Here is an 18549-nt window from a genome sequence, read left to right as displayed (position 1 = left end):
AAAACGACTGGGGATTTTTATGTTGAGAACGCTACTTCTAGGGTCAACTTTAATTTTGGTAGCATGTGGATCGCCCACTCCGCAAAATGAAAACCCGTCAACAGCCGTCATTCCCGCTGCGCCCGCGCCCGGATTTGTTTCAGCGTCGACAAAATCCGCAAATGACGATTTGGCAAAACGCCTCCCCTTGTCCGATCAGCAGGATTTCGAAGATGCCTCACGTGGGTTTTTGGCTGCAATCACTGCACCTGCCATTCGCGACGATGCCGGCAATCCTGTCTGGGAGATTGCGCAATATGATTTCGTGCAAGGTCCGGCCCCGCAGAGCGTAAATCCCTCGCTCTGGCGGCAAGGGGAACTCGTTGCCAAACATGGCCTGTTTGAAGTCTCGCCCGGCCTCTATCAAATCCGGGGCTATGATCTCTCCGTCATGACCCTGATTGAGGGGAATACAGGCTGGATCATTATCGACCCGCTCACCAATGTTGAAACGGCGAAAGCCGCTTTAAAACTCGCCAATGACACACTCGGCGAGCGCCCCGTTTCCGCGATGCTTTACACGCATAGCCATGCCGATCATTTCGGCGGTGCAAAAGGTATCCTCCCCGACGGCGCGGGCGATGTGCCCGTCATTGCGCCGCAGCATTTCTCAAATGAGGCTGTGAGTGAAAATGTATTAGCGGGCAATCACATGACACGTCGCGCAACGCTGATGTTTGGTTCGACCCTTCCGAGAAGCGCGACAGGGCATGTCAGTTCAGGCCTCGGCCCCGGCCTGCCGCGCGGCAATGTCAGCCTCATCCTCCCAACGGAAGAATTGGGTGCGGGCATCACGAAGAAGACAATTGATGGCATCCAGTTCGAATTCATGGATATGGGCGGAACCGAGGCGCCGAGCGAGTTCGTCTTCTATCTCCCCGATTTCAAAGCCCTCCATACGGCGGAGGTTGTCAGCGGAACCTTCCACAACGTTCTGACCTTGCGCGGGGCGAAATCCCGTAATACGCTGGCATGGTCGCAAGGTATTGACGCGATGCTGGCGGAGTATGGCGCAAAATCAGAGATCACCCTTGCAAGTCACCACTGGCCAAAGTGGGGGACAGAGAGCGTACAAACCCACCTTAAGAATCAGCGGGACATCTACCACTATGTGCATGATGCAACACTGCGCGCGGCCAATGGCGGTGCGGGTATGGTTGAGGCCGCCGAAGCAATGGAAGAACCGGAATTCCTCTCCGAGGATTTCGGCGCAAGAGGCTATTACGGAACGCTGAACCACAATTCGAAAGCCGTCTATCAACATTATTTCGGGTGGTGGTCGGGTGTCCCAGCTGACTACCACAAACTTCCGCCCGAACAGTCTTCTGTTAAATATGTCGCTGCGATGGGCGGGACCAATGCTGTATTGCGGACAGGAATTGAGGCCTTTGAGACCGGCGATTATCGCTGGGCGGCGGAAGTTCTCAATCACCTCATTTTTGCGAAGGAAGGCGGCCAACCCGCCAAAGACTGGCTGGCCGCAACCTATGAGCAGATGGGCTATCAGGCCGAGAGCGGAGCGTGGCGGAGCTATTATCTGACGGGGGCACAGGAACTCCGCGTCGGCCTCGTCGCCCGCAATGCGACCAATCCCGGCAGTGCAGATGTCCTGCGCTCTGTCCCAACCCGTACTTTATTGGATGCGATGGCGGTCCGTTTCGATGGCTCGAAGGTTTCGAAAACCCCGAAATCTATCAATTTCATCTTCACGGATACGGATGAAGTTTTCACAGTCGAGGTCAACCGCTCAACGGCATTGGCCCGTCCAAGTCTGTCTGACAATCCGGCCGTCACACTCACCCTAACCCGCACAGCTTTCAATAAATTGCTGGGCCAACAAGCGGAGTTTGCGGATTTGATGAAAACTGGAGAGATAAAGCTGGATGGCAACCCCCTCGCGGCACGGGATTACCTGACAGCTCTGGAAACACCAGAGCTATGGTTTAATATCGTTGAGCCGTAGCTTTATTTCGGCGTGATGCGGAGCAACCGCCCACCATCATCTTCCAGCACATACAGCGCGCCGTCGAGCCCTGTTTCGACTTCGCGAATCCGGTTACCCCATTCAAACCGTTCGGCTTCTTCCGCAGAGGGACCACGACGATTGCCTTCGCCAAATTCGACGCGGATGAGGGCCTGCGAGCTCAGACCGCCAATGAAGCCGTCGCCTTTCCAATCAGAAAAAAGATCACCGTCATAGATGGTGAATCCTGCCGGACTGATCGCTGGCACCCAATAGGCTTCCGGGCTGTTAAAAACGGGGTTGGTATCATGATCCGGGATGTCGACACCGGAATAGTGTTTCCCGTTGGAGACAACAGGATAGCCGTAATTTGAAGACCGTACGATGTGATTTAATTCATCGCCGTCGCGCGGACCCATTTCGTGGACCCAAAGTTGTCCATCCGGATCAAAATCGATGCCAAGCGGATTACGGTGACCGAGTGTCCAAATCTCTTTCGTAACCCCGCCTTGCGCGTAAAACGGATTATCTTCGGGAACAGATCCGTCCATATTCACACGAACAACTTTCCCCAAATTCATGTCCATATTTTGGGACGGGGTGAATTTCTGACGCTCACCGGATGTGATATAGAGATAGCCGCCGCCATCTTCGGCCGTGGCCGGGCTGACCGCCATGCGGTGTCCGTAATGACCATTGCCCGTGACTTTCGGCGATTGTTCCCAGACGCGTTTTGCGGCTGACAGCGAGCCGCCACGTGCGGAGAGATTGAGTGTCATCATGTCGACAGCCGCCCCGGAAAGGGCATCATTTTTGGCATCGCGTTCAACATAGGAAATATAGACTTGGTTATTCGAGGCGAAATCCGGATGGATAATAATATCGCCCATACCGCCCTGACCGCGTTCTGTGACTGAGGGTGCGCCCGCGATTTTACCGAGCTTTTTGCCGTCACGCCCCACCAACCAGATGGCGCCTGATTTTTCCGTCACCAACATCCGTCCATCGGGAAGTTGTGTCATGGCCCAAGGCCCGTCAAATGTATCGAGGGTCGTGATTTCAATCTTGGACCCTTTGGTCCCCGTGACAGTTTCAGCGTAAGCGGCTGTCGAGAATGACAAAACGGCGGCAGATAGTAGTAAAACGCGCATAATAATCTCCTTGCAGGAATGGGTCTCGCAATAGTTACGTTGCGAGACCCGTATCAGTTCCTAACCAAAGAGGTCAAAGTAAAGGATTTCCGCCTCACGTCCTTGTGAGACGGTGAGTTTTCCACCTTGAGTGATGGCGAGGCCATCCCCTTCTTCGAGTCTTTGCCCGTTCACATCAACCGAACCACGCGCGACCTGAATCCAGCCTTTGTGACCGTCCGGTAGCACGGTTTCTGCCGACTGCGCGCCGTCAAAGGTTCCGGCATAGATCAAGCCGTCCGCCCGCATGGCGAGGGAGCCGTCCCGACCATCGGGCGAGAGGAACAATTTCAACTGCCCTGCCTTGTCTTCCGGTTTCAGGTCGAGCGTATCATATCGTGGTTCCCCGCCATCCTGATTGGGTAGCAACCAAACTTGCAGGAAATGCACGGGCTCATCTACAGACGGGTTGAACTCGGAGTGGCGTACGCCGGACCCGGCGGACATATATTGCACGCCACCCGCCTTCACGGTCGAGCTGTTGCGCATTGTGTCCTTATGGGCCAACGCTCCGTCCAAGACGTAAGAAAAAATCTCCGCATTGTCGTGGGGATGCTCACCAAAGCCGCGTTCCGGCATGACTTGGTCATCATTGATCACGCGCAAATTTGCAAAGCCCATATGATCGGGATGGAAATAATTTGCGAAGGAAAAACTATGCGCCGAATTCAGCCAGCCGTGGTTCGCCATGCCCCGTTCATTGGCGGGACGCAGGCGGAATCCTGACGCCGCTGGAAGAGCGGCATTCGCTGTTGTGGCAGTTGCGGCGGCAGCTGTCGTGGCCACCATCATTGTACGTCTGGTCATGTGCATCTCCTTAGGCTGCAAGTTTCAAAATGTCATTTTTAGCAGAAGCAAGTTTCGCCTCCGCATTTCGGCCCAGCGCATCGGCGGCGATAACGGTGACGTCATCTATGCCGATAAAATGCAGAGCCTGTTTTATCCAAGGCGTTGCGAAGTCGATATCAGAGCCGACGGGGGTACCACCGGACGCGATGACGACAACCGCCCGCTTTCCAGACAATAATCCAACCGGACCCGTGTCTGTATATTTAAACGTCACGCCAACGCGCGCGACCATATCGAACCATGCTTTGAAGGCTGCAGGAACGCCGAAATTATAGATCGGTACACCCAGGACAAGAATGTCCGCGTCTTTGACTTCAGCGACCAGCGCATCGGAATAGGCCAGAGTGGCCGATTGCTGTGCTGTCCGCTCATTTGGGGGCGTGAAATTGGCCGCGATCCAGTCCCCATCCACATGCGGGACAGAGGTTGTCAGATCTCGCTCACTCACGTCACCTCCGAGCTGCTCAAGGACGGCCGCAGAGAGTTTGCGGGTCACAGAACCGTCCTGACGTCCACTGGATTGTATTGAGAGTATCTTTGTCATTTTCAATTATCCTTTTCTGTTATCGAGGGCGAACGTGCCGGCGCCAAAAGCGGCTAGGAGACCTAACCCCCCTGCAATCGAGATGTTCTTCAGAAACATGATTGTCTGGATTTGGTCCGAGAAATCGAAGTGAAACATCAGGGCGCTCAGTCCGGCAAAGCCTGCGAGAAGCACCGCTGCAATCCGTGTCTGCCAACCAATGATGATCGCCAGCGGCGCGAGAATTTCGAGGGCAATCACAAGCGGCAATAACTCACCCGGCACGCCGACAGATTCCATATAGCCCTGCGTTCCGGCATATTGACCGAGCTTCGTCAGACCTGAGATCAGGAAGACGGAGACCAAGGCCGTTCTGGCGACGGGAGGGATGTAAGTCTGCGCGAGACGCTCCAGCGTCTTAGTGGGTTTAGAAAGCGTTGCGGTTGTCATGGTCTTTGCCTTTCGAGCTTGTGAATTTCGATGAGGTAGATTTAGATGTTTACACTTCGGCACAGAAGACGTGCATTTCACAAATCATTGTTCTATTATCCGCAACAATGTTAAACACTGAAGACCTTTCCATTTTCACTGACATCGCGCGGGCGGGCTCCATCTCCCGCGCGGCAAACCAGCGGGGTCAGTCAAAATCCGTTCTGTCGCGGAAGCTTTCCGACCTTGAAGCCAGACTTGGTGTGACCCTGATTGCGCGGACGACCCGGGCGATGCACCTGACGGATGCAGGCGCGGAGCTGCTAGAACGCGCGGAGTCCATTTTGGATGAGTTGTCCGATGCGGAAAGCGCTGTACGTGAGGATTCCTCCGCGCTGAAGGGGCGTTTGCGGATTGCGGCGCCGCTCTCTTATGGGCTCTCGGTCCTGCAACCCATTCTCTCGCAATTCATACGCGACCACCCTGAGGTCAAAGTCGAGATTGATTTCTCGGACCGCAAGATTGATCTTGTCGAAGATGGATTTGATGTGGCGCTGAGGATTGGCGTTCTGACGGATAGCAGCCTGATTGCCCGCAAGGTCACACCCGTTGGTCACACGGTCGCCGCGAGCCCGGCCTTTTGGGATAAGCATGGACGGCCGACACATCCTGATGAGTTGGCCAAGCTCTCCGCGCTTCGCTATCTCAATTTGAAAACACCCGGCGCAATTCCGTGGTGGGGACCGAAAGGCACGCGCGGAACCGTCCATCCACCCGTCGGTGTGCTGGCCGGGAATGGCGATTTCCTGGCGGGACTCGCCCATGATGGTTGCGGGTTTATGGTCGAGCCGGATTTCATTCTTGCGCCTTGGCTGGAGAGCGGAAAACTGGAAGCGGTCCTCACGGATTATGCGTGGTCGCAAATGAACCTTTATCTCGTCTATCCTCCGACACGTCGCACGGCCGCGAGAACGCGGGCTTTCGCCGAGGCTGTTTTGGACGCGCTGGGCTAATAAGCAAATAAAAAGCCCCGCCGGGGCGGGGCTATCTATCATCAATCGGCCAAAGCCTAGAATTCGATATCTACACCCGCATAAAGCAGCCGCCCACGGGGATCATGAACTTTGGAATCAAACCCACCATTTGTGAAGACCTGTGGTGGGTCCTCATTCAAAGCGTTAATGACGCCGACATTCAAGGATGTTGCCTCTCCCAGTGCATCGAAATATTGGCCGATATTGAGGCTATAACGTCCATCAATTGTAAAATGGTCGTCAATTCTTTGGTTCGCATTCTGATCATCTTCATATGATTCAATATAACGGCCAAACACATCCAAGCGATGCGCGCCTGACATCAAATTGAAGCCTGTGTTGAAGCGATTCTTCGGCACAGATGTTCCAAAGTTTGTGAAGTTACGGTTACCAACACCACTGACGTCACCCGCCTGAGGGTCCTCCAGGTCATAGTCAAATACGATCGTGCCCTGAATAAACGGCACAATAGTCACGGAACCTAGTTCCGCTTCATAGCTGATACCGTAGTCCAAACCACTTGTTTGAACGGAGGAGGCGTTCACAAAATTTGTGTTCACCTGAACAATAGATCCACCTGCATTTCGGACAACACGGTCTGCGTCCAGTGGGTCAAGATTTGTAACAGCTTGGAAGTTCTCAGCAATAATCACATCGGTAAAGTCGAAATTATAGACATCCATATCTATCCGCAAACGATCTACAGGCTCCCAGGTGAAGCCAAGATTGATGGCTTCCGACTCTTCAGGTGTCAGGTCCGGATTACCTAAAGTCCGAATGCCGGCAAATGACGTCGCGCCGTTACGAGACGGATCGCTGACTTGGTTTAGCGCTGTCTGCTGACCATTTTGCTGGTAAACCGTTGGCGCTCTAAATGAGGTCGAGAAAGAGCCTCGCAAGGACAGGCGGTCTGTTGCTCGCAGCAGAGCGGCAAATTTAGGATCAAGCGTTGAGCCAATAGCTCCCCCATAATCCTCATAACGTAGCGCCGCTTGTAGCTCGAGACGGTTATCCCAGAATGGCATGTTAACCTCACCAAAAATGGCGTAAACATCCTGTGAACCTTCAAAGTCCTGATCGCCGATCAAAAAGCCGAAATTATCTCTCTGGGAATTCGCATCAAATTCACCCGTGAAATCTTCTTTGCGGTATTGAACACCGAGAGCCGCGGCCAGACCGCTATCCCCGACTGTACCAGAAACCACACCTTCAATGACTTGCAATTCGGATGTCAGGTCCCGCACCTGTGTACCAATGATGAAGTCTTCAACTTCGGCACTGTTAGGCGCCGACGTAAAGGATGTTGAGAATGGGTTGAAGAATGTGCCGGCAGCAATGCCGAAACCACTACAGGCGTCAGACCGGAAACCGTCCAAAGCACAGCGGAACTCGTCCACTAATGTATCCTCGGTGTTGATGACGTGATTATTCTCAGCCTGAGTGTAAGAGAGGCGCCAATTGTAATCTTCGTTAAAATCGCCTTCTAGTCCCGTGCTAATGCGCCATGTTTCCGACTCTGTCAGGTTCGGTGAAACCTCTGCTCCGTTACCAAAGGCACGCCCGAGGAATACGGCTCCACCAGGTGCTAATGGCGCTAACGGGCCTGCAAAGATCGTATTTGGGTGATCTGCGGGCACAACTCCACCCACGAGGAAGGGGAAGGAAGGCGAGTTACCGCGGATAGCTTCATTATCCGCATAACTAAACTGACCGTCCCACCGAATAGTGTCCGTCAAATCGAAGTCAGCACGTACAAGACCTGTTAGTCTTTCTTCTTCCGCAACCAGATTAAAGAAGTCACCAAAATCAAAACCGCAAGTCCCGCCGTCAAGTGGCAGTCCGCCCAAGGCACTGCCCGGAGCAAGCACGTTCGGGAATCCGCCAACTGCAGCACATCCGGGATCAATCAAGGGTAAACCCGCAGGTAGAGGCCCACCCAAAGGAACGAAAGCACCGGGGTTGCCCAAGGCCGATGTATCATCTTGTGGTCGCGACAAACGCTTTTCTGCCGTCGTCAACGGGGACCGATCTGTATAGCTGACCGCACCCATAATATTGCCACGATCAAAGTTTTTACCGACCATGCCTTGTAGGATGATTTCATCCGCACTGCCTGTGCCGTCAACGAACTGATATTGCGCATTCAAACGCACACCATCAAAATCATCGAACGTGGTGAAGTTGGCCACGCCGGCAACAGCGTCAGACCCATAAGTCGCCGAAGCGCCGTCTTTCAAAATTTCAAGATTTTCAACAGCAATCAAAGGAACAAGAGACGCCGTGTCAACAAAGTTGAAACCACCATTATTTGTCGCAGCTGAAAGAACCTGACGCCGTCCGTCCAAGAGGACAAGTGTCGATTGAACACCCAAACCGCGCAAGTTGATATTGGATGTGCCCGTAGTTCCATTTTGTGTGAACGCATCAGGGTTATTTTCAGACCCCGTATTTATGGTAAGTGTTTGCGTCAGGTCAGCGATGTTTTTCGCGCCCGTGCTGCTGATATCTGCTTCTCCAAGGGAGACAACCGGAGAGGCGCGATCCGCTTGCGCTTGCCTCCGAATAAGCGTTCCTGTGGCAATCACGACGTCTTCCGTCATGGAAGTTTGAGAGTTGTCCTGTGCAAAAGCAGTGGAACCTGAACCGATGGCCGTCACAAGCGCAAGCGCACTGACGGATAGAGAAGCAAATGTCTTCATGAATTTTCCCGTATATTTTTATTTAGTTATGAAAGCATTCTGCGTCGGAATTTTCTAACTGCCTAACTAAATGCAACTTCATATCCCGTTTTTTGAGGCAACTGTTGCTAATTCGCAACAATAGAGCCCTCCTAAACATGAAGCCTTGACGCCGCCTTACGGCTTTGTCACAAAACAATTCTACGCGAAGGGAAGCGCGAGCCGGAAAGCCGGACGCGGCCAACTTCATACTCGCGAGGGGAAGCGTGCACTTATCGGGGAGATAAGGCAGAGCACGGCCAACTTCATAACATTGACGGCGTGAGGTTTCGCGCAAACGCTGGACCCGCGCCCTTATTCAAGGGGACCGTGTTATGGCTCTTTATCTGATTATCGCGGCGGGGGTTCTCGCCGTTCTCTACGGGATTGTGACCCGTGCCAGTTTGATGAAAGAATCGACAGGCAATGAACGTATGAATGAAATTGCCGGGGCCATTCAGGAAGGCGCGAAAGCCTATCTCAACAAGCAATATAAAACGATCGCGATTGTGGGTGTCGTTGTCGTTGTCATCCTATTTGCGCTCTTCCAAAACCTGATTGCGCCACTCGGTTTCGTCATTGGCGCGGTTCTGTCAGGCATTGCCGGATATGTCGGCATGCTCGTGTCTGTGCAGGCCAATGTTCGCACGACGGAAGCCTCGCGGGAATCGCTCGGCAAGGGCCTCAACGTCGCTTTCAAGGCAGGCGCGATTACGGGCATGCTCGTCGCAGGTCTCGCCCTGCTGGGTCTCGCCATTTACTACATGCTTCTGACAGGCCCAATGGCCGCATCAGAACGCGGCGTGATTGACGGACTTGTTTCGCTCTCATTGGGCGCGTCCCTGATTTCCGTCTTTGCCCGTCTCGGCGGCGGTATCTTCACCAAAGGTGCGGATGTCGGCGGCGACCTTGTCGGGAAAGTCGAAGCGGGCATTCCCGAAGATGACCCCCGCAACCCCGCGACCATCGCGGATAATGTTGGTGACAATGTCGGCGATTGCGCAGGCATGGCGGCCGATTTGTTCGAAACCTATGTTGTGACAATTGCGGCCACGATGATCCTCGGCTCCATCCTCTTTGGTGCTGTGGGCGAGCTCGCGCTCTATCCGATGGCGATTGGTGCTGTTTGTATTATCACGTCAATTATCGGGACCTATTTCGTCAAACTCAGCAAGGGATCCTCGAATGTGATGGGCGCTTTATATAAAGGTCTTATTGCAACGGGTGTTCTGTCCGTCGCGGCCATTGGTGTGCTGACGCATCAAATGCTCGGCTTTGGCGACGTCGCCAATACGGGCTTTTCGGGCATGGACCTGTTCCTCTGCTCAATCGTCGGTTTGGTGATTACCTTCCTCATTGTTATGGTCACGGAATATTATACGGGTACAAAATACCGCCCCGTCAGATCCGTCGCTGCCGCGTCCGAGTCCGGACACGGTACCAACGTCATTGCTGGCCTCGCCGTTTCCATGGAAGCGACCGCTATTCCAGCGCTCATTATCGTCGCCGGTATCATTATCACGTTTAGCCTTGCAGGTCTCTACGGCATTGCGATTGCCGTGACGGCTATGCTTGGCGTGGCGGGAATGATCGTTGCGCTCGACGCCTTCGGTCCTGTGACCGATAATGCGGGCGGCATTGCCGAGATGGCCGAATTGGATCCGGAAGTGCGTAATACGACCGATGCGCTTGACGCTGTGGGCAATACAACCAAGGCCGTAACCAAGGGTTATGCGATCGGGTCCGCAGGTTTGGGCGCGCTCGTGCTCTTCGCTGCTTATTACCAGGACATCCTGTATTTCAGCGAACAGGAGGGCAATCCGCTTTCCGGCGTTTCCGTCGATTTCAGCCTGACCAATCCTTACGTGATTGTCGGTCTATTTATCGGTGGCCTGCTGCCCTACCTCTTCGGCGCTTGGGCCATGCAGTCTGTTGGACGCGCAGCCACAGCGATTGTCGAAGAAGTCCGGCGTCAGTTCAAAGCCGACCCCGGTATTATGGCGGGCACATCGCGTCCGGATTATGCCAAAGCAGTTGACCTGCTGACAGGGGCCGCGATCAAGGAGATGATTAAACCATCGCTCCTGCCAATCCTCGCGCCAATCGTGCTCTACTTTGCGATCTATTTCATTGCAGGTACGTCACAGGCGCTCGCCTCACTCGGTGCGATGCTTATGGGCGTGATCGTGACGGGACTGTTCTTGGCCCTGTCCATGACCGCCGGTGGCGGCGCTTGGGATAATGCCAAGAAATATATCGAAGACGGCAACCATGGCGGCAAGGGCTCTGAAGCTCATAAGGCGTCCGTGACGGGCGACACAGTCGGTGATCCCTACAAGGATACAGCCGGACCCGCCGTCAACCCGATGATCAAGATTACAAATATCATCGCATTGCTTCTGTTGGCTGTGCTCGCGCACTAACGACAGAAGCCATCTCTGGGGAGAGTGGCCCGTTCCGGCACAGACGCAAAGTCTGGCCGGAGCGGGCTTTTTATTTGCGCGCGATTGATTTATATAAAAATGGCGCAATATTTAATCAGGGGCACATTATGCGAATTTCATACCATTCGTTTATATCTTTCATCACCATATTGACGCTTTCGATTGCGATGACTGTGATGAGCTCAAGCCCCGCTTTTGCCAAAAAGTATAAGGTAAATACGGATAGATTTACTGTAACCCTCCATGTCAAATCGGCCAAAACCGGGGAAACCGTTGCTGTTAAAACGGTTTCGAGGCCGCGCGTGCCCGTAGAGGAACGCGATAAAGCCTATATAGAAAAGATGTTCGCGAAAGCCATCAAGCAGCAAGGGTTGGATAAGACGCCTGAAGATGTTTCTAAATATTCCTACAGATCCACCGTTGGCTATCGGGATGCCAAGGGAAAACTGATCTTAGAGCCATTCTTCCTAAAAGTTCTGCCGATTTCTGACGCTGTCGCTTATGTTCAGCGGATTGACGGAAGCTATAGTTTTGCTGATTTAAAAACAGGAGACATGATTCCCGCACCTGAGAATTATGAAAGGGTTTTGGTGACCTCATTCAGTGATAAAAAACCGAGTGTCGCAATTGCTCAAACAAATATTCGCAACGGTTATTTCGATATCATTGGACTGGATAGCTATGGACGTGAAGCTTATCGCGTGGAGAATATAATCGGATCTACGAGCGGTGCCACCAGCCAAGAACAAGGATATGCCGTTTTTTCTAATCGCATTTATTTTAATTACCTCAATAAAGACGGCGTCAATGTTTCAAAATATATTGATCCTGATATGACAGGTGGAGAGGGGCCCGCCTTATTCTTTGCTCAAACTGCACGCGGAACCTCCGTTCTCGCACCCGCTGGAACGCTCCCACCTTCTGTCGGGGGCACGCCGGAACAACGGGTTTATTACGACGTCGTACGCGGGGGATATGATTATTATAATAAAGCCAAAGGTATTTTGGGTGTTATTCCAATTCGTCCAAAACAACCGGAGAATTCGAAGTACCGATATACCGCATGGATCATCGTCAGATCGGACGGTATCGAATATGATTATAATGTCGTCGGACGAATGCTGAGACATGATATGAATGGACGGAATGTTCTCGCGCGGCACGGAGATTACGATCTGCTGGATGATATCCGAATTGTCGACCCTATTATCAATCCTTACGACCCGCAGGTCTATTTACCCGGGACGCATTCATTAGCTTATAAACTTAAAGATTCTGCGCAGTGGCACAGCCTAACGGGGTATTTGCTTGATACGAAAGGCCATCTCCATGACCCGTCCCATGCAAGATATACGCCTGAGTCCGCCGTCAGCTTCACGTCTAACCGACTACAAACGAAATATGCGGAATGGTTGAGGACCGCGCCGGAACGCGAACGCCGCGAGAAAGAACGCGCGGCAGAAATCAAACGTGAGAAGACTGCGAAATCCAATGCTTATTGGGCCAAACAACGCGCACTCGCTGCAGAAGAGGCTGAAAGAATCCGCGCACAGAATGAGCGATCCGGAAATGCAATGCGTGCACTGGAGTCATCGAAAGATCGTTGGCGAACCGATGGTGAGAGTACCAGCTGCTATAAAGACACGGCTGGCAGAGTTGTTTGTTACTAAGCCTGTACCCGCCTTGATAAATAATCTTGGCAGGCTTTTTATCTACTCATCATCAAAACAATTCGGGTCGCAACTCGCGAAGGCAACCGCAATGACGGTAACGCCGACTAATGCAACAGCGACAACGGTTAAGCCGATTTTACCGGCGGTGCCAATATTGGCCTGTTCGTCCTCACTCATGACAATCACGCGCTCATTCATCATAAGCTGTGGAGAGTCTTCCAAAGTAAAGCCCAAGCGCATTTCGCGGTAATTGGGTTCATCATTTCGCATCCAATCCAGAGAAATATCCGAGGACTGCGCATAATTGCGAACGCCAAAGTCGAGCCTAGGTGCAGTTTTTGAAGCTGACGAACTTTCCCCCAATGGAATGGTCAGGCTGAACCGCGCCTCTGCCCCTTGTGGGGCATAGGCTCTGTCGAAGTCTGAGGATTGGGCCTGCGCCAATCCGGGGAGCATGGCCAGATGACAGGCGGAGAGTGTGAGAGCTACTTGTTTAAAGGTCATGATCTAATCCGCCGTCACAGCTATGACACCGACGATAATCGCTAACGATCCCGCGATGACAGTCAGAACGGTTTTGTCATACGTGTCCAACCCGCTTTTCTTATCGTCCTTCGCGGAAAACTGATCGCCAAACATCAACGCCTGATCATTTAGCAAGAGAGTTGGCGTGTCTTCCACAGTCAGCGAGAGTTTAAATTCCCGCACATCCACAGACTCATAATTAGGACGCAATGCCCAGTCCGACACGCCGGGACGAACAGTCTCACTGCGAAAACCCAAAGACAGTTGTGGCTTCGAGGTCGATTTTTGACTGTCCCCGCCAAATGGAATGGTGAATGTCGCGCGAGCTTGCAAGTCAGAGTCTGGCGTAAAAGCCGCGCTCATTTGCGCCTGCGCAGGCGTCGCAAATATCGTCATCAAGCCTATCGTTGCCGCGGCTAAATCTAATTTTTTCATATTTTATCTCCCCTATTGAGATATCAACCGTGGGAGTCTTACAGGCTGTCGTCCAATTAAGGTGTGTTACAATCCGTTCCGCTTTGTTTCGGAATATTTCGCCGCTCTTAAAATGACCTCAATTGCCGAGGTGACAGGCTCGCCCTCCTGTGGCTATCCTAGCGACATGACAGATGATGCCATTAAACCCGTCACACCAAGTGAATCACTGCCCCGCGTAGTAGGCCGTCCGGCTGACTTAATCGCGACCTTGCTCGCAACACTTGGCACCATCCTGAGCGTCATTGCAGCGATCTGGTTTTTCGCAGGCTTTGCGGAGAATGATACGCGACCTGAACATCTGGTCTCAGTCTTTATTCTGACGCTCGGCTTATTCGTCCTCGCAATCGTCCCCTTTGCTGTGGTCGCAGAATTTGCACGTCGCGCTTACCGGACGGGCGGGCGGCTCGCGCATTATCTTTGGACCCTATTCCTCATGCTGCCTTGGGTCGTCTTGGGGGCCTTATCGGTCACATATACGCCCCTCCCGGTTTGGGTCGGGTTCACCGCGATTGGCCTCGCCACGCTCCTCTCAGTATGGGCGCTAGTGTCATTTGGACTGGATATTCGGCATCACCACACACGATCTTTAAGTAGAGGTGATGTGCAATCCGACGGAATTTGATGTAAGTTTATCACATTATTTCAGCCTCTGTTCAGGTTGAACCGCGTATTTAGTTGGCCAAACAGGAGATATGACTATGACATCCTTGTCTTTACCCCCCTTCCGACAAGCCCGACACCTGCTGCTGGCGGCCTCTGCCTGCGCCCTCATGGCCTGCGCCACGGCGACCCCATATCAAGCCGCGTCAGAGCCCGGAGGCTTTGACGGTTTTTCCCAACAGATGATCGAGAATGACCGCGCGCGGATTACATTTGGCGGTAACTCTCTAACCAAACGCGACACGGTTGAGAATTACCTGCTCTACCGCGCGGCGGAAATGGCCGTTGAACGCGGCTTTGATACGTTCACCTTGCAAGAGCGCGAGACGGAAGAAAATACGCGTGTCCGTGTCACGCCGGGCCTTGGTGGGTATGACCCTTATTTTGGTTACAGCTTTTACCGCCCCCGCTTTGGCTGGTCGCGCGGCTATCGTTATTCCCGCTTTGCCGGTTTCAACCGGGGACGCGGGTTTGGCCGCCGTGGATTTTATGATCCCTTCTATGACCCGTTCTTTGACGATTTTGATGTCCGCGAAATTACGAAATACCGCGCAACATCCGAAGTAAAATTTGGTCGCGGCGCCGGACCGGACGGCCCGAACACGTTCAATGCCCGCGAGGTTCTGGAAAACCTCTCCAGTGCGATAACCTTTCCGGAAGAGACGTCCTAAGATTAAGTCGTCAAAATTAAATGCATGAATAAAGCGTCCGTAAAATTAACGGGCGCTTTTTATTATCCGATCTTCTCGGTGACTATTTCACATTCGTCTGAAGCGATGATGTTACACCCGTCCCGTCCATAGCGGAGATAGCCGGGGCATAACCCTCCAAAGCGGAGCGACGCAGACAGAAGCGTGAGAGAATGACACCATAAACAAGTTTTGTCGTGATATCGGCCGTCGTGAACATGAATTGCTGCGCGACAACAATATCCGCCGTTTGGCCGAGCTGCGGCAGGGCGTAGGCGAGCGGGTAGAGACCCCATGTTGGCAGGATATACCACCAAAGATTTGTCCGCCATTTATCAAGGGTGGCAGGTGTTGTTGCCTTACCCGCCCGGATGGTCGCGAAGACTTCCCAGAGCAACCAGGCGAAGAAGACGGTTGAAATCACGCCCCATAGGCCACCATGAGAGACAGAGACCCAAGAGTCCAATGAACGTCTGAGAGGGCGACCATATTAGCCAGATTGAGGTAATTATTTTCCACTGAAATCTCCAGATTATACCCTGTGAAACAGGTTTTCCCATCGGAATTTGCATCCGAAGTAACAGTTAAGTTACGATTTCAAGCGTCCTCTAGATTATAATTTTCCTTTCAACCCGCCTTGTAAGGATATGGGTTTTCTAACTCTCAAGTGTTTTTGGTGTTTTGTAATAGAGCTTCAGCCCATTCGCCGTGCTCATGGAATCCGATTGTGTATTCATGACGGTCCGCAGACGGTCCAGTATCAACGTGTCGATCGTAATGATTAATCCGGTGACATAGGTCGCATATTCGGCCGAGACGCCCTGACTGATGAGAATATCCTGTAACAGCACGACGGAGGCTGAGGGTGTGCCCGCGGCGGCTGTGGCGAAAATCATCGATTGCAATCCAACGACACCCATTTCCGCAATAGAGAGATCAATACCAAAGGCTTTGATCGCATAGAGCGACAGCAGCAGCAGACCGATGAGTGTACCGACCATATTGATGGTCGCACCAATCGTGTAGAACGGTGTCGACTCATCCGCATTCGCGCCGAGCTGCGTACAGGCCATCCGCGTCGCGGGCAGCGTCGCAATAGAGGAACTGGTCGAGAAGGCGACGAGCGCCTGTGGCAGCACGGCCCGTAACACGAACCCAATCCCGCGTTTTTGCATTGCCGCCGTCACGCCCACGACGAGGCACCATGTCAGGATCATCGCCATCAGATAAGGCAGCAGCAGCGGGAAGAGATTGCCCAATGTCTGCACACCACCGGGACTGTTCAAGGCCAATGTGATGGAGCCAAAGACAGCTAATGGAATTGTATATTGGAGGAATTTCCGAAAGCCCGCGATGAAGAGGTCCGAGACTTTATCCGCCTGAACGCCAAGATCGAGCTTGGACAGAGCCTTGCCCAGCAACACACCCGCATAGATCGAAATCATCAATGCCGATGTCAGCACGCCGTAAATTTTCGCAAGAAATGGCGTCTGCTTAATATTGCCGCCGCCTGCACCAATCGTGGCCGGGTCCGGCAGGATGGGCAAGTTTTGAAATAGGAGATAGGCGATGATTCCAAGGATCAAGCCCGCGAGAGAGAACATGACGAAGAACGCCAAAACCCGAATGAATTTTGCACCGAGCCCGCCGCGCGAGATCGCAATACTCGACCCGATGGAGAGAATGATGAGCGCATACATCAGCGGCTTAAGCGGCACAAAGAGCGCGTCTTTCGCCAAGCCTGCAATAGATTTAACAAGATAGGTTCCGCCCGGCGCAATATCCTGCGCCAACCACGAAAATCCGAGGAACCAGAAGAGAAACGCCAAACCCGCCGCAATGACAACGAGGAGCAGGAGTGGAATATCGTGAATACGCGACATGAGTGAGGTCCCTTTATCTTTTGAGGATTGTCTAGGCAGACCTATCCATGAGGGCAAGTCGCGAAAGCGTTAGACAGGCAAGCGGAAGCTGCGACCGACGATCTGCGCGTGCGGCGGGGTAGGCGAGTGTCCAAATAAAATGGGACGTCCGCGTGGTGACCTCCGCGATGGAGACCAAGAACTTTAATGTTTTACGCAGGAGGCCAAGCGCGTGAGACAAGGTTGAGTGGTCGGCGATACCGTTACATTTTCCAAATCTCGAAGTTCATCGATTGTAAGACGATAAACTCCTTACGCTCAGTGTATTTGGCTTGCGCCAATTACACTGCCAACGCGGCGGTGTTTTACAGATAACGGCCTTACTTGACTGCTCCCGTCACAGGGAGTCAGGCACTCGAAATCCGGTCCCCCGATATGGCTCTCACACCACACCGATAAACACACCGTCCTTCAAACGAGCAGATGAGCTCTACCTGTCCCATGTCTGAAAGAACGAGTTTGAATATAGGGGCATTTGGGAAAGTGGGGATTATGTTTTTTATAAATGCGGGGTTAAAACATGCTCGCAAGATTTAGTTATCACCCTCAACAGACCCTGCTTTATTATTTTGCACGGCTGCTAATGCTTCCAGGAGTTGTAGCATTTGAGCGTTTGTTAAACTGACATCGCTGAAAGGCCTGACTTGTTCGACTTTCAATCGCGGCGCTTCTTCGGAGCCTGTACGTGTAAGCTTTAATAGCCCGCCCCATACTGACCAAAGAACCGAATCGTTTTCATCATATTTTAGTTTTTGTTGACGGAGGATTGTTTGGTCTTCTCCATCATGAAAATATTGAATAGCGTCTAGCGTTTTTCCTGTCAGAGAGGCGGCTGACAAGCGAAGAGACAAGTCTCTGCCAAAATCAACAGGCCCCTCTTTAATATCTGGTATGGCGATTGATGTGCTGGTTGGCGTCATGTTGGCCGCGAAAAAGCGACTCGAACTATTCCCATCCGTTCTGACAGCACGCCCGGTCAGGCCGTTATACATCAAACATTCAACATCGTTTTCACCCGTTAGGAATGAACCAACATTGTTTTCAGATGTCGACGGTGCACACCACGCTAATGGACTAAAGGATCGAGGCGCCCCTCCATATGACATGGCATATACGGGAGATCCTGCTTTCATTTTAACAATACCAAGCATGTTTTTGACATCATTTTGCAAAATTCCAGTCCTTGTGAACTCAATCTCACGATCCGCAATTAACTCACCTGCCGCGACGTCAGTTGAAACAAGCTCAGTCGTGTTCGGAAGTGTTCTCCAACCTGAACTTCCTTGAAATAAAGCAGGAGCAGGTTTTGTTGCACAAGCTGACAAGCCAGCAACAGCACAGAGCGCAATAAAGATTCGGACCATTTTGATTTCGCTTTCTAATTTTGTTATTTTATAACTTTGGTTTACAGAAAT

Annotated in this window: 16 protein-coding genes; 6 read left to right on the top strand and 10 right to left on the bottom strand. The window is 52.4% G+C overall.

Translation table 11 applies throughout. From position 1 onward, the window contains the following. Window positions 1–19 precede the first annotated feature (19 nt). Complete coding sequence (locus ACP9M6_RS03605; RefSeq protein WP_427453531.1) at window positions 20–2002, top strand: alkyl/aryl-sulfatase; 1983 nt, start codon at window positions 20–22, stop codon at window positions 2000–2002. A 2-nt stretch (window positions 2003–2004) separates the two neighbouring features. On the opposite strand, the gene ACP9M6_RS03600 is transcribed toward ACP9M6_RS03605, so the two are convergent. The 4 genes from ACP9M6_RS03600 to ACP9M6_RS03585 all read right to left on the bottom strand — a co-directional run bounded on the left by ACP9M6_RS03600 (window position 2005) and on the right by ACP9M6_RS03585 (window position 5014). Next, window positions 2005–3153 carry a PQQ-dependent sugar dehydrogenase gene (locus ACP9M6_RS03600; protein ID WP_427453529.1) on the bottom strand — a complete coding sequence of 383 codons (1149 nt, stop codon included), beginning with the start codon at window positions 3151–3153 and terminating at the stop codon, window positions 2005–2007. 60 nt (window positions 3154–3213) lie between these two features. After that, window positions 3214–3882 (bottom strand): pirin family protein, encoded by a 669-nt coding sequence (locus ACP9M6_RS03595; protein ID WP_427454747.1) that lies wholly within the window; start codon window positions 3880–3882, stop codon window positions 3214–3216. Window positions 3883–4009: 127 nt separating this feature from the next. Continuing rightward, a complete protein-coding gene (locus tag ACP9M6_RS03590) occupies window positions 4010–4585 on the bottom strand; it encodes an FMN-dependent NADH-azoreductase (RefSeq protein ID WP_427453527.1) in 576 nt (191 codons plus the stop codon). Window positions 4586–4591: 6 nt separating this feature from the next. Continuing rightward, a complete protein-coding gene (locus ACP9M6_RS03585; RefSeq protein WP_427453525.1) occupies window positions 4592–5014 on the bottom strand; it encodes a DoxX family protein in 423 nt (140 codons plus the stop codon). A gap of 107 nt (window positions 5015–5121) precedes the next feature. Between ACP9M6_RS03585 and ACP9M6_RS03580 the strand changes: the two genes are divergently transcribed. After that, on the top strand, window positions 5122–6006 hold the full coding sequence (locus ACP9M6_RS03580; protein ID WP_427453523.1) for a LysR substrate-binding domain-containing protein: 885 nt from the start codon (window positions 5122–5124) through the stop codon (window positions 6004–6006). 56 nt (window positions 6007–6062) lie between these two features. Here the strand turns inward: ACP9M6_RS03580 and ACP9M6_RS03575 are convergent, their stop codons facing one another. Further along, window positions 6063–8726, bottom strand: coding sequence for a TonB-dependent receptor plug domain-containing protein (locus ACP9M6_RS03575; protein WP_427453521.1), 2664 nt, complete (start codon window positions 8724–8726; stop codon window positions 6063–6065). A gap of 353 nt (window positions 8727–9079) precedes the next feature. Here ACP9M6_RS03575 and ACP9M6_RS03570 point away from each other — a divergent pair, with 353 nt between their 5' ends. Together ACP9M6_RS03570 and ACP9M6_RS03565 are read left to right on the top strand one after the other, a co-directional pair. Beyond that, the gene (locus ACP9M6_RS03570) at window positions 9080–11167 is read left to right on the top strand and encodes a sodium-translocating pyrophosphatase (RefSeq protein WP_427453519.1); all 2088 of its coding nucleotides are present in this window, start codon (window positions 9080–9082) and stop codon (window positions 11165–11167) included. A 362-nt stretch (window positions 11168–11529) separates the two neighbouring features. After that, a complete protein-coding gene (locus ACP9M6_RS03565; RefSeq protein WP_427453517.1) occupies window positions 11530–12858 on the top strand; it encodes a hypothetical protein in 1329 nt (442 codons plus the stop codon). 42 nt (window positions 12859–12900) lie between these two features. Here ACP9M6_RS03565 and ACP9M6_RS03560 read toward each other — a convergent pair whose 3' ends face one another. Next, window positions 12901–13365 carry a hypothetical protein gene (locus ACP9M6_RS03560; RefSeq protein WP_427453516.1) on the bottom strand — a complete coding sequence of 155 codons (465 nt, stop codon included), beginning with the start codon at window positions 13363–13365 and terminating at the stop codon, window positions 12901–12903. 3 nt (window positions 13366–13368) lie between these two features. Next, the gene (locus tag ACP9M6_RS03555) at window positions 13369–13821 is read right to left on the bottom strand and encodes a hypothetical protein (protein WP_427453514.1); all 453 of its coding nucleotides are present in this window, start codon (window positions 13819–13821) and stop codon (window positions 13369–13371) included. A gap of 166 nt (window positions 13822–13987) precedes the next feature. Between ACP9M6_RS03555 and ACP9M6_RS03550 the strand changes: the two genes are divergently transcribed. Continuing rightward, window positions 13988–14485, top strand: coding sequence for a hypothetical protein (locus tag ACP9M6_RS03550; RefSeq protein WP_427453509.1), 498 nt, complete (start codon window positions 13988–13990; stop codon window positions 14483–14485). A 70-nt stretch (window positions 14486–14555) separates the two neighbouring features. Next, window positions 14556–15194 (top strand): CC0125/CC1285 family lipoprotein, encoded by a 639-nt coding sequence (locus tag ACP9M6_RS03545; protein ID WP_427453508.1) that lies wholly within the window; start codon window positions 14556–14558, stop codon window positions 15192–15194. Window positions 15195–15276: 82 nt separating this feature from the next. On the opposite strand, the gene ACP9M6_RS03540 is transcribed toward ACP9M6_RS03545, so the two are convergent. The 3 genes from ACP9M6_RS03540 to ACP9M6_RS03530 form a co-directional block, all read right to left on the bottom strand. Next, window positions 15277–15678: a bacteriorhodopsin gene (locus tag ACP9M6_RS03540; RefSeq protein ID WP_427453506.1), complete on the bottom strand. Its 402-nt coding sequence runs from the start codon at window positions 15676–15678 to the stop codon at window positions 15277–15279. Between the two features lie 190 nt (window positions 15679–15868). Then, window positions 15869–17095 (bottom strand): dicarboxylate/amino acid:cation symporter, encoded by a 1227-nt coding sequence (locus tag ACP9M6_RS03535; protein ID WP_427453504.1) that lies wholly within the window; start codon window positions 17093–17095, stop codon window positions 15869–15871. Between the two features lie 572 nt (window positions 17096–17667). Next, on the bottom strand, window positions 17668–18498 hold the full coding sequence (locus tag ACP9M6_RS03530; RefSeq protein WP_427453503.1) for a hypothetical protein: 831 nt from the start codon (window positions 18496–18498) through the stop codon (window positions 17668–17670). Window positions 18499–18549: the final 51 nt, after the last annotated feature.

The organism is Litorimonas sp. WD9-15, assembly GCF_050271975.1.
GTDB lineage: Bacteria > Pseudomonadota > Alphaproteobacteria > Caulobacterales > Maricaulaceae > Litorimonas.
Note: the sequence above shows the minus strand (reverse complement) of the source record. Positions and strands in the feature narration are given on the sequence as shown.